We start from the raw sequence: 11,813 nt of genomic DNA on the forward strand, positions 1-11,813 counted from the left end.
GCCGATCCCCAGGGAGAGCACGTATAATTCGTAAGCCCATCGCGCAGGGAATGCCGGATGGTCGGCTGAACCTGTGGTGACTGCCGCCTGCTTTTTTTCTGCAGGCGGGCCATGGGTGAGGCCTTCACCCGGCATTCCCTGCGCCCTCGCGGATGTCGAGGGGCATCGGCTGAACAACTCGGGCGCCGGGCGCCGCGAGGATGCGGGCGCGTGGGTCGAAATCTCACAACCGTCATCCGGTCATGGAGGGCACCAATGCCAGCCCAAATCTGCGCTGTCGTCCCTGCGAACGCAGGGACCCATACCGCGGAATCTAAGTGAGACGCGCAATTGCCAGTCATCGTCCCATTTGGGCCGGTGGTTATGGGTCCCTGCGTTCGCAGGGACGACAGCGGGGCATGTAGCGAAAGCGCGGCCGTGGAGCGAATGGCAGCATTTGCGTGTCATGTGATGAACCGATCCCCCGCTGGATCGACGAATCCATCAGCCGCTCCCAGGCCGAGCCATCTGCCGGCCAAACTGCGGCCAAGGGTCGCCGTCGTCATGTTCCTGAACATGCTCCGCATCGGGTTCGTCATCGGTTGTCATCGAACCATTGCAATGTGTCCCTATATTTTTCAGCCCTTTGCCCGGTCGTTGCTGACCCATTCCCCGAGGTATCCTCATGTCTGAGACCGTCAACCTGCCGGCGGTTCACGCCGACCAGTCGGTGGTCGCGCGCATCCGCTCCGAAATCGACATTTCGGACCGCTCCCGCCTGGTCACCTTCGGTGACCGCGCGCAGCGCTCGGTGGTCGAGTTCGCCGACCGCATCCTGGCGCAGACCCAGAATCGCGAGATGGGCACGACCGGCAAGTTGCTGTCCGACATCCTCGGCAAGGCGCGCGGGCTCGATCCGGCGACGCTCAAGGACGCCGGGCTGCTGACGCGGATGTTCTCGTCGATGGAGGCACGTATCAGGCGCTTTACTGAAGCCTTCGACGACGTCGCCTCGCAGATCGATCGCATCTGCATCGAGCTCGACCGCAACAAGGAGACCTTGCGGCGGGACATCGCGCTGCTCGACGATCTGCACGAGCAGACCAAGGCCGCGCTGACCGAGCTCGACGCGCATATCGCCGCCGGCAAGGCGTTCGTCGACGACTATCGCCGCGGACCGCTGCTCGAGCTGGAGCGCGCCGCAAAGGCCTCCGCCGAGGGCAGCGATGCGCTGATGGCGGCGCAGACCTATCAGGACGCGGTGCAGGCGCTCGACCGGCTGGAAAAGCGCATCTTCTATTTGCAGCAGGCGCGCCAGATCGGTATCCAGCAATTGCCGCAGATCCGCATCGTGCAGTCCGGCGATGAGACCCTGATCGAGAATCTTCAGGCCACCACCGAGCTCACTATCCCGGTCTGGAAGCAGAAAATGATCCTGCTGCTCGGCCTGCAGCGGCAGAAATCGGCGCTCGAACTGCAGAAGACGGTGACCGACGCCACCAACGAGATGATGCGGCAGGCGTCGGAGATGATGAAGACCCAGGCGATCGCGATCGAGCAGCAGTCGCAGCGCGGCATCGTCGACATCGAGACGCTCGACAAGACCAATCGCGATTTGATCGACACCATCACCGGCGTGCTGACCACACAGCAGGAAGGCCGCAAGAAGCGCGAGGAGGTCGAGCACCGCATGGCGCAGCAGACCGCCGAGCTGAAGGCCGTGTTGTCGAAGGCGCCGGTGTGAGTGTGCAGGCCATGAGTCTTCGGGCCATGTGGCGGGTGCTTGCGATCGGATTGGCCGCGCTCTGGCTCGCCGGCTGCGGCCCAAGCGGGCCACAATTTTCGATCCTCTCGGGCTCCGAGAACGACGTGCTGGAGCCGCTGGTCCAGGAGTTCTGCAAGTCGCGCGGCGCGACCTGCGACATGACCTACCAGGGCTCGCTCGACATCGCGCTGTCGCTCAAGCCGGGCAATGAGGCGAAGGCCGATGCGGTGTGGCCGGCGGCCTCGATCTGGATCGATATGTTCGACACCGGCCGGCGGGTGAAGTCGGTCAAGTCGATCACCCAGATGCCGGTGATCCTCGGCGTCCGCCGCTCCAAGGCGCAAGAGCTCGGCTGGATCGGCGCCAAGGTGACCACGAAGGATATCCTGGCCGCGGTTCAGGCCGGGCGGCTGAAATTCCTGATGACCTCGGCGACGCAATCCAACTCCGGCGCCTCGGCCTATCTCGCGATGCTGGCGTCTGCGATCGGCAAGCCCGATCTTATCGAGGCCGGCGATCTCGAACGCGAGGGCGTCGTCACCACCGTGCGCTCGCTGCTGCGCGGCGTCGAACGCTCCTCCGGCTCCAGCGGCTGGCTTGCCGATCTCTATCGCGAGGGCGAGCGCAACGGCACGCACTATCAGGCGATGTGGAACTACGAGGCCGTCATCAAGGAGACCAACGACAAGCTCAAGGCTGACGGCTTCGAGCCGCTTTATGCTGTTTATCCCGAGGACGGCGTCTCGGTGGCGGATTCGCCGCTCGGCTTCGTCGAGCGCGGCCGCGGCAAGGAGGTGCAGGCGTTCTTCGATGAGCTGCAGGCCTTCCTGCTGAAGCCGGAGACGCAGGCCCGTATCGCCAAGACCGGCCGCCGCGTCGAGCTCGCGCGCGCGTCCCAATTGCCGGGCGATCAGACGACCAACATCGATCCGTCGCGCGCGGTCACCGTGGTGCGGCCGCCGGAGCCGAAGGTGATCCAGATCGCGCTCGCCGCCTATCAGGACGCGCTGCGGCGGCCATCGCTGACGGCGCTGTGCCTCGATCTCTCCGGCAGCATGCAGGGCCATGGCGAGACGCAGCTCCTGGAGGCCATGCGTTTCCTGCTGACGCCGGCGCGGACGCGGGAGCTGCTGGTGCAATGGTCGAAGCAGGATGAAATCCTGGTGCTGCCGTTCAATGACCACGTGCTATGGGTGTCGAGCGCCAGCGGCGACGAGCAGGAGCAGGCCGGGTTGTTGAAGCAGACGCTCGAATTGCGCGCCGGGGGCGGCACGGATTTCTACACCTGCGGCGCGCGGGCGCTGGCGGCGATGAAACCAATCCTGGACAAGGGCTCGCACCTGGCGGCAATCGTGATCATGACCGATGGTAAGAGCTTTGGCGAGCGGGCCACCTTCGAGCAGCCCTGGCGCGCCGATGGCGGCCGCGTGCCGGTATTCGGCGTCACCTTCGGCGACGAGGCCGACCGCAAGCAGCTCGATGCGCTGGCCAAGCTCACCGGCGGTCGCGTCTTCGACGGCACCAAGAATCTCACCGACGCCTTCCGCGCGGTGCGTGGATATAATTAGATGCCGAGTGCGCCGTCAGAGACCGGATGGATCGTCGGCGGCTTGATCGCCGCCGTCGCGATCCCTGCGCTCGCGATCGGTCTGAGCATGCCGTTCTGGCTCGCCTGCGTGATTGGTCTGGGCGCCGGCGGCGGCGCCATCGCGGTGCTGGCGCCGCGCGCGGCGTTTCCGCTGCTCGATGCCAGCGGCGTCGCACGCGGCAAGGTGCAGCTCGCGCGCGAGCTGCTTCGCGAGGCCGCGCCCTGCGCCGAGCGGCTGGAGCAGTCCGCGGGGCGCATCCGCGAGCGCAAGGTCGCCGACGGCGTCCGCCACCTCGCGGTGATCGCGCGGCGCATCTTTACCGGCATCGAGAAGGACCCGCTGCGGCTCGATCGCGTGAGGCGCTTCCTGACCTATTATCTGCCGCGCGCCGCCGAGATCGCTGAGGCCTATGCCGAGCTGGAGCAGGCGCCGGTCGTCGACGCCGCGCGGCTGGCCTCGACCCGCGAGCTGATCGACCGGCTCGATGCGGCCTTCACGCGCTATGCGGCGAGCCTGCAGGATGCCGATCTGGACAAGCTCGACATCGAGCTCAAACTTCTCAAGAGCGCCCTCGATGAGGATCTTGGCCCGGCTGCGCCGCCGGCCGTTCCGCTCGAGCGGCGGGACAAGGTCTAGGAGGGGCTGATGCCCATGTCGCGCCGCGCACTCGGGATCGGCCTGCTGGCGACGTCAGCAGCGGCCACCGGCGGCTATCTGTATCTCAACCAGCATCCGGAGATCGCCGGCAAGTTCGGCAAGCCGAAGCAGCTGTTCGGCTTTGCCGGCGGCGAGAAGGAGGGCTTCCTCGCCAATGCGCGGGTGCGCTATCTCCTGGAGCGGCGGTTTGGCCTGGTGCTCGACGCGCGTCGCGCCGGCTCGGTCGAGATGGTGCGCGAGCGGACCTTGCTCGACCAGAAGCCGCAATTCCTGTGGCCGTCGTCCTCGGTCTTGGTCGAGGTCGCCCGCGGCGCCGGCGTGAAGATCTCGCGCGACCAGGTGATCTTCAACTCGCCGATCGTGCTGTATTCCTGGGATCGCATCGCCGACGGCCTGGTGAAAGCCGGAATCGCCGAGCCAGCGGGCGGGCCGCGCTACACGGTCGATCTGTTGAAGCTGCTGAAGGCGATCATCGCCGGCGACAGCTGGGCGCAGATCGGCGTTGCTGATTTGTTCGGCCGTGCGCGCATCGTCTCCACCGATCCCAACCGCTCGAACTCCGGCTTCATGTTCGCGGGCCTCGCCGCGAACCTGCTGAGCGGCGACGTGATCGCGCTCGATGCGCTGCCGAAAATCGATGGCGACGTCGCCACCGTATTCAAACGGATGGGCTTCAAGCCACCATCCTCCGGCAAGCTGTTCGACGACTACATCGCCGGCGGCGCCGGCGCGCAGCCGCTGATCGTCGGCTACGAGAATCAGCTGGTCGAATGGGTGCTGCAGGATCCCGAGCGCTGGAAGCGCGTCGAGGCGAATGCACCGGCCAAGCCGGTCATCATCTATCCCAAGCCGACGGTGTTCTCGGCGCATCCGCTGATGAGCCTCGATCGCGGCGCCGATGATCTCATCGAGGCGCTGACCAGCGAGGCGCTGCTCGAGCTCGCCTGGGAGGATCACGGCTTCCGCGGTCCGCTCGGCACCATCGGCAAGGCGCGCAATCCGCTGCTGCAATCCCGGCTGATCGACCGCATCGATTCGGTGCTGCCGATGCCGGATGCACCGGTGATGATGGCGCTGCTGGATCATCTGGCCGCGTAGCGTCGGGCCTTGCGAATCCAGGGAGGTTGATGGACTGTCGGTGCCAGCGGGATCAATGCACGATGAGGGGCGTGCTGCTGACACCGCGCGGAACGGCGCGGCTCATTGCAGCCTCAGCATGCAAATGCGGGTGAGCATGATCGGATGTTGTCGCAGGATGCACAGCCGATCTGCTGCTTTTCTGCCGATGGTGTGACTCAAAAACCAATGCGTTTCAGCAATCAGGAGTTACGCCTTAGCAATCGCTAAATTTATCTTCCGCGAATCAGTCCGCTGATTCATTTTCGCGGCCGGGGTCAATCTGGAGGCCAAGGTATGAACGTTATTGTTTTCGCATCGCGTAAGGGCGGTTCAGGCAAGAGCACCCTGGCCGCCCATCTCGCTGCGCAGATCAAGGCGAGCAAGTCCTGTCTGCTCATCGATGCCGACCCCCAGGGGTCGCTGACGCTTTGGCACAAGCTGCGCGGCACCAATGAGCCGCCGATCAAGACGGCCGTGAATTCGGTGAGCGCGATCGTCTCCGCCGCCCGCCGCGACGGCGTCGAGTGGGTGCTGATCGATACGCCGCCGACCATCTCGGCCGTGGTCGAGGATGCGATCAAGAACGCGACCATGGTGATCATCCCGGCGCGTCCGGGCGTGTTCGACGTCAACGCGGTGCAGGAGACAATCCAGACCTGCCGCGCCGCGCGCAAGCCGTACGCGGTCGTGCTCAACGGCGCGCCGGCGCGCCGCGATGACGCCGAGAGCCCGATCGTGACCATCGCCCGCGAGGCCCTCGCCAAGTTCAAGGCGCCGGTGTGGGGCGGCCAGATCACCAACCGCGCCGATCTCCTGATGGCCCTGGGGCAGGGCGAAGGCGTGCGCGAATATTATGCGGAGGGACGCGCGGCGGCCGAGATCGCACGCCTGTGGGCTGCGATCGAGCGCTCGGTGAAGGCGATCCGCGGCACCGTGTCCGCCAACGGCGCGATGCACAAGCAGGCGGCGTGAGCCGAGCTGACGTGAATCAAGGACGCGCGGGGTGCCGCGCGTTTTTTACGTTTCAATGAGGTCAGGCGACCATCAGCAGATAGAACGCGATCGCCGGCGTCAGCGTCAGGATCACCGACCAGATCCCGACCGCCCAGAGAATGTCTTCGGTGCTGAATCCCTGACGCTCAGGGAATGGATGATCCTGAAAAGCCACGACGCCCCCGCGCTCGTTTTGAGGTTTTCAACATCCATAGTGGAATGTCTTTAAAGAGCTGGTTTCCAAGCGCACCGCATTTGATCGCGCTTATTAGTCGCGATTAACCAACGGCCGCCGGATCAGCGGCGTTCGGAGGCCGGTGTGGCCGACCCTGCATCAACCGCCTGACGATCGAGGCAGAGCCGGAGATTGCGCGCAGCCGGGCTCAGGCGACGCGGCTCTGTGTCGCGGCTGTGCTGCGGCGCTCGATCTCCCGATCCAGCCGTGCGGCGAGCTCGGCGCTGACGTCCACCATCGGCAGCCGGACCTCGGCGCTGGCGATGACGCCGGTCCGCGCCAGCCAATACTTTGCCGGGGCCGGACTCGGCTCGGCGAACAACAGGCGCGTGAGATCCTCGACCTGCGACCAGCACGCCGCTGCGGCGTCGGTCCGACCGGCCCTCGCGTGATCGAGCATCGCCGCAAACGTCTCGGTCTCCAGATGCGCCGAGAGCAGGATGGCGCCGTCGGCGCCGGCCTGCAGCGCATCGAAGCTCTGGGCGTCCTCGCCCGTGAGAATACGGAAGCCCGGTGGCCGGCGCGCAATCAGGTCGCGCGTCTGCATCCGGTTGGCGCAGCAATCCTTCAGGCCCACGATCGCTGGATGCTGCGCGAGCTGCAGCAATGTCTCGTTGGCGAGCCCGACAGCCGAGCGATAGGGGATGTTGTAGAGCACGATCGGATGCATCGTGCGCTCAGCCAAGGCGGTGAAGTGTGCCAGCAGCCCGCGCTGCGAGGGACGCACGTAGGGCGGGCTCGAGATCAGATGGCAGTCGATCGGCCATGACGCCGTTCGATCGAGCGCTTCGATGAGGTCTGATGTCGCCACGCCGCCGATGCCGAGACAGATCGGCAGCGTGCGACCGAGTGCGGCGAGCTCGTCACGGACGACGCCGACGAGATGCGCGCGCTCGTCCCACGACAGCGCCAGTCCCTCGCCGGAGGTCGCGCCGAGCACGAAACCGTCGACCGGCTTGGCGGCATAGTACCGGACGAGATTGCGCAAGGAAGGTTCGTCCAGCGCGCCGTCGCGAAACGGCGTGATCAGCGGCAGCCACAGTCCTTGCAGTCGCGTTCGAAGGGTCGTCATGGTCCATCTCCTCGGGGGTGTTGAGGCCGGAGACGGGACACGTAAAAAAGCCCCGTCCTTGCGGCGGGGCTCGTGATGCGGCGGTGAACTCTCGAAAGATTCTAGCGCGCGCGTCCACAGGTCCCCGGCTGGGGACCTTTTTTCGACGACAGCTTGGCGTGCGACGTGGACATGCCGCCTACATGCGCGGCCAGCGACGTGCTGTCAATCTCACGCGTGTGTGATGAAGGCATTTGCGCTAAAAACGACGCGCAAAAAAATAGCCGGGCCCAATGAGCCCGGCTGGAGGTATGGCCAAAGAGGCCGACACAATCACCTTCCAAGAAGGATTCCGAGCGCTTGCGCCACTGGAGGAGGGGGACAATGCGCAGCGCCAACGCTCAGCACCCGAGCACTATGGTCCGCGATACGGCTCTGCAGCAAGCAGGCGCACCGCATGTCAGACATGCACAATCTCAAGCCGGCCAGCGCTGCGCTTTGCTCACGACAAAGTCACGGAACACTTGCACGCGTGCCACCGTCTTCAATTCCTCGGGGTAGACGAAGTAGGTGTCGAGCTGGATCGAGTCGGATTCACCAAACAACTGTACGAGCCGGCTGTTCTCCTCGACGAGATAGTCGGGAAGCGCGGCGATGCCGAGGCCCTGCTGGCAGGCGCGCACGAGACCGAGGATGTTGTTGACGCGGAAATAAGCCTCGCGCGGACCGGAGCCGTTGCGGCCGGCGTCGACCAGCCAGCTGCGATTCTGCAGATGCGGCGCGACCTGGCCGTCGGCGAGCATGATGATGCGGTGGTCGTCGAGCTCGTCGAGCGTGCGCGGCGTGCCGAACCGCTTCACATATTCCGGCGAGCAGTAGGCGTGGAAGCTGATCGCGAACAGCTTGCGCTGGATGAGGTCGGGCTGCGTCGGCTTGCGGGTGCGGATCGCGACGTCGGCCTCGCGCATCGAGAGATCGAGCTCTTCGTCGGTGACGATCAGCGAGATGCGGATCTCCGGATACATCGCGGTGAACTCGCCGAGCCGGGGGATCAGCCAGTTGATGCCGACGCCCGGAGTGGTGGTGATCTTGAGGTCGCCGCTCGGACGTTCGCGGCTGTCGGTGAGCTTCGCCCGCGCCGCCTGCAACTGCATGAAAACGTCATGCGCGGTGCGGAACAGCAGGTCCCCCTGTTCGGTGAGGATCAGGCCGCGCGCGTGGCGGTGAAACAAGGAAACCGCGAGCTCCTGCTCGAGCGCACTGACTTGGCGCGACACTGCCGATTGCGACAGCCCGAGCTGCTCCCCGGCATGCGTGAAGCTGCCTGCTTCCGCCGCTGCGTGAAACACCTTCAGCTTGTCCCAATCCATATCCGTAAATCCATCCCGTGATCGTGGCATCGTCAGTTCATTCTGCAGCGGCGCGTTCGCTCGCCGTATGGGCGATGAAGCGTTCGGCCTCGAGGGCCGCCATGCAGCCCATGCCGGCGGCCGTGATCGCCTGCCGATAGGTTTCGTCGGCGACGTCGCCGGCCGCGAATACGCCGGGGACAGAGGTGGCGGTCGAGCCCGGCACGACCTCGACATAGCCGGAGGGTTTCAGCTTCAATTGGCCTGCCACGAGCTCCGTGGCCGGCGCATGGCCGATGGCGATGAAGACGCCGTCGGCCGGCAGCTCGGTGAGCGCGCCGGTCTTGACGTTCTTGAGCCGGACGTGCGTGACCTTCGAGGGCGAGCTCGCACCGCAGATCTCGTCGAGCGCGCTGTCCCAGACGACCTTGATCTTGGGATGCTTGAACAGCCGCTCCTGCAGGATGCGCTCGGCGCGGAAATGATCGCGCCGATGCACGACCGTGACGGTGGAGGCGAAATTAGTTAGGAACAGCGCTTCCTCGACCGCGGTATTGCCGCCGCCGACCACGATGACCTCCTTGCCGCGATAGAAGAAGCCATCGCAGGTGGCGCAGGCCGAAACGCCGAAGCCCTTGAACGTCTCCTCCGACGGCAGCCCGAGCCAGCGCGCCTGCGCACCGGTCGCCAGGATGACGGTTTCCGCCAGATAGACGTCGCCAGAGTCGCAGGTCAGGCGGAACGGACGCTGGCCAAGCTCGAGCTTGGTCACCAGATCCGTCTTGATCTTGGCGCCGACATGGGTCGCCTGCTTCTCCATCTGCTCCATCAGCCAGGGGCCCTGGATGACGTCGGCAAAGCCTGGGTAGTTTTCGACATCGGTGGTGATGGTGAGCTGGCCGCCCGGCTGAATGCCCTGGATCAGCACCGGCTCAAGCATGGCCCGTGCCGCGTAGATCGCCGCGGTGTAGCCGGCGGGGCCGGAACCGATGATGACGACTTTGGCATGGATCGGAGCTTGCATGACGACGAGAACTCGCTGGAAAGGGGTAGATTGACGACGCAGCGAGCGGAATGCGTGGAAGAAACGCCCCGAAGCCCCATCGAAAATGTCAAATCCAAGTCTAAGGCATCTGGCAAGCTATGCAAGAATTGCAACGCATCTCGGCGAATTTTCCCTTCACGAGGCGGTCAACAGGGGAAATCTAGAGTAATAAAATTGCGCAAATTGACCGGCTTGCGCTAAGAGATTGCCATCCACCCGGGGGCCCGCCTCCCGCTTGTTCCCGCCAGCCCCCCAGCCCCCGTGACCAAGAACCTCGACGACATCGATCTCAAAATCCTGAGCGAAATTCAGGCCGACGGCAGGATCACGAATGTGGAACTCGCCAAGCGGGTCGGCATCTCGCCGCCGCCCTGCCTGCGGCGCGTCAGGACCTTGGAGGAGGAGGGCTACATCACCGGCTACCGGGGACTGCTCGATCCGCGCAAGCTCGGCTTCGATGTCACCGTGTTCGCCGCGGTCCACCTCTCGAGCCAGGCCGATGCGGACCTGAAGGCGTTCGAGGAGTTCGTCCGCGCCGAGCCGCTGGTCCGGGAGTGCTGGATGCTGTCGGGTGAAGTTGACTTCATCCTGAAATGCGTGGCGCCCGATATGGCGACATTCCAGGAGTTCGTCACGCACCTCACAGCGGCGCCGCATGTGCGCAACGTGCGGACGTCACTGGTGCTGCATAATTCGAAATACGACGCGGCCGTGCCGCTCGAGGTCAAGGGACGCGGCTAGACCCGACCGTCATTCCGGGGCGGTCCCGTGAGGGACCGAGCCCGGAATCTCGAAATGGCGTCTGTAAGCTCTGGATTCCGGGTTCGATGCTGCGCATCACCCGGAATGACCATGGAGAGCGAGCGGGAGCTCAGCTCTTCTTGCGCAGCAGTGCGTCGAGGCTGATCGGGCCGCCGCCGGCCGTCGCCAGATACAGGCACGAGAAGCAGAAGGCGATCGCCGCGGTGCCGTTGTTCAGCAGCGGCAGCCAGACAGGCTCGCCGGTCTTGAACATATGGCCGAGGAAATAGGCGAAGGCCATCTGGCCCGAGAGGATGAACGCCACGGGCCGGGTGAGCAGGCCGACCATCAGCAGGGCGCCGAGCACGAGCTCGATCATGCCGGCCGTGTAGATCAGCGGCGGGATATTCGCGAAGTACGGAATCACCGGAAACTTGAAGATCTTCGCCACGCCGTACTGAAACAGCAAAAGGCCTATGATGAAGCGAAACAGGCTGAGCACAGCCGGTTGCCATTTCGAGAGCATCTGCTCCATGTGTGATCGTCCCCCAAATCAAAGTGATCGTGATAGCGCCGGACTGGTTTGAGCGTCGCCCGGTTCGCCGGATCTCACCTAGCTCATTACCAGAACCCCGTCACCGCCATGAATCTTCCGGTGCCGATGAATTGACCGTGCGCTGTCGAACACCCTCAGGGGGGAAAGTGGCTCCTTGAACAAAAAAGGCTGCGCCTTCGCGCAGCCCTTGATGCCTTCACGAAGGTGGACTGGCGTCAGCGCCACTCGACCTTTTCGATCTCGTAGGACTTGGCCCCGCCGGGCGCCATGACCTCGACGCTGGTCCCCATCTTCTTACCGATCAGCGCGCGCGCCAACGGCGAGGTAATCGAGATCTTGCCCTTCTTGGCGTCCGCCTCGACCTCGCCAACGATCTGCCAGACCGTCTTCTTCTCGGTATCCTCGTCGATCAGGGTGACGGTCGCGCCGAACTTGATCGTGTCGCCGGACAGCTTGGCCACGTCGATGACGTCGGCGCGCGCGAGCTTGTCTTCGAGCTCGGCGATGCGACCCTCATTGTGCGACTGCTCTTCCTTGGCGGCGTGATATTCCGCGTTTTCCGACAAGTCGCCATGCGAGCGCGCTTCGGCGATGTGCTCGATGATGCGCGGGCGGTCCACCGACTGGCGCTGCTTCAGCTCGACCTCCAGTGCGGCATAGCCACCCGCGGTCATGGGAACCTTTTCCACCATCTCTTCTCGTCCTTCAGCCGTGCGGGCAAAGCCGCGCACGAT

General features: G+C 64.7%; 12 protein-coding genes. 6 read left to right on the forward strand and 6 right to left on the reverse strand.

All coding sequences use genetic code 11. The annotated features are described in order from the left end of the window. Positions 1-664 precede the first annotated feature (664 nt). The 5 genes from BRAD285_RS03525 (at position 665) to BRAD285_RS03545 (ending at position 6,081) form a co-directional block, all read left to right on the forward strand. A complete protein-coding gene (locus tag BRAD285_RS03525; protein WP_006610490.1) occupies positions 665-1,723 on the forward strand; it encodes a toxic anion resistance protein in 1,059 nt (352 codons plus the stop codon). A gap of 11 nt (positions 1,724-1,734) precedes the next feature. Then, positions 1,735-3,312, forward strand: a complete 1,578-nt coding sequence (locus tag BRAD285_RS03530) for a VWA domain-containing protein (RefSeq protein WP_035645225.1) — start codon at positions 1,735-1,737, stop codon at positions 3,310-3,312. Continuing rightward, the gene (locus tag BRAD285_RS03535; RefSeq protein ID WP_006610488.1) at positions 3,313-3,969 is read left to right on the forward strand and encodes a 5-bromo-4-chloroindolyl phosphate hydrolysis family protein; all 657 of its coding nucleotides are present in this window, start codon (positions 3,313-3,315) and stop codon (positions 3,967-3,969) included. A 9-nt stretch (positions 3,970-3,978) separates the two neighbouring features. Further along, positions 3,979-5,088, forward strand: coding sequence for a hypothetical protein (locus BRAD285_RS03540; RefSeq protein ID WP_006610487.1), 1,110 nt, complete (start codon positions 3,979-3,981; stop codon positions 5,086-5,088). Positions 5,089-5,403: 315 nt separating this feature from the next. Further along, positions 5,404-6,081, forward strand: coding sequence for a ParA family protein (locus tag BRAD285_RS03545; RefSeq protein ID WP_006610486.1), 678 nt, complete (start codon positions 5,404-5,406; stop codon positions 6,079-6,081). Positions 6,082-6,142: 61 nt separating this feature from the next. Here the strand turns inward: BRAD285_RS03545 and BRAD285_RS36475 are convergent, their stop codons facing one another. From BRAD285_RS36475 to trxB, 4 genes are all read right to left on the reverse strand, one after another. Next, positions 6,143-6,277 carry a hypothetical protein gene (locus BRAD285_RS36475; RefSeq protein ID WP_256387666.1) on the reverse strand — a complete coding sequence of 45 codons (135 nt, stop codon included), beginning with the start codon at positions 6,275-6,277 and terminating at the stop codon, positions 6,143-6,145. 208 nt (positions 6,278-6,485) lie between these two features. Beyond that, entirely contained in the window at positions 6,486-7,409 is a 924-nt protein-coding gene (gene dapA / locus BRAD285_RS03550; protein ID WP_006610485.1) for a 4-hydroxy-tetrahydrodipicolinate synthase, read from the reverse strand. Positions 7,410-7,864: 455 nt separating this feature from the next. Beyond that, positions 7,865-8,788 carry a LysR family transcriptional regulator gene (locus BRAD285_RS03555; protein WP_006610484.1) on the reverse strand — a complete coding sequence of 308 codons (924 nt, stop codon included), beginning with the start codon at positions 8,786-8,788 and terminating at the stop codon, positions 7,865-7,867. A gap of 7 nt (positions 8,789-8,795) precedes the next feature. Then, positions 8,796-9,761 (reverse strand): thioredoxin-disulfide reductase, encoded by a 966-nt coding sequence (gene trxB, locus BRAD285_RS03560; protein WP_006610483.1) that lies wholly within the window; start codon positions 9,759-9,761, stop codon positions 8,796-8,798. Between the two features lie 282 nt (positions 9,762-10,043). On the opposite strand from trxB, the gene BRAD285_RS03565 reads away from it, so the two are divergent. Then, entirely contained in the window at positions 10,044-10,523 is a 480-nt protein-coding gene (locus BRAD285_RS03565; protein WP_006610482.1) for an Lrp/AsnC family transcriptional regulator, read from the forward strand. Between the two features lie 130 nt (positions 10,524-10,653). On the opposite strand, the gene BRAD285_RS03570 is transcribed toward BRAD285_RS03565, so the two are convergent. Both BRAD285_RS03570 and greA read right to left on the reverse strand, forming a co-directional pair. Further along, positions 10,654-11,058, reverse strand: coding sequence for a DoxX family protein (locus BRAD285_RS03570; RefSeq protein WP_006610481.1), 405 nt, complete (start codon positions 11,056-11,058; stop codon positions 10,654-10,656). A gap of 236 nt (positions 11,059-11,294) precedes the next feature. After that, positions 11,295-11,771: a transcription elongation factor GreA gene (greA, locus tag BRAD285_RS03575; RefSeq protein ID WP_035645223.1), complete on the reverse strand. Its 477-nt coding sequence runs from the start codon at positions 11,769-11,771 to the stop codon at positions 11,295-11,297. Between the last annotated feature and the right edge of the window lie 42 nt (positions 11,772-11,813).

The organism is Bradyrhizobium sp. ORS 285 (assembly GCF_900176205.1).
GTDB lineage: Bacteria > Pseudomonadota > Alphaproteobacteria > Rhizobiales > Xanthobacteraceae > Bradyrhizobium.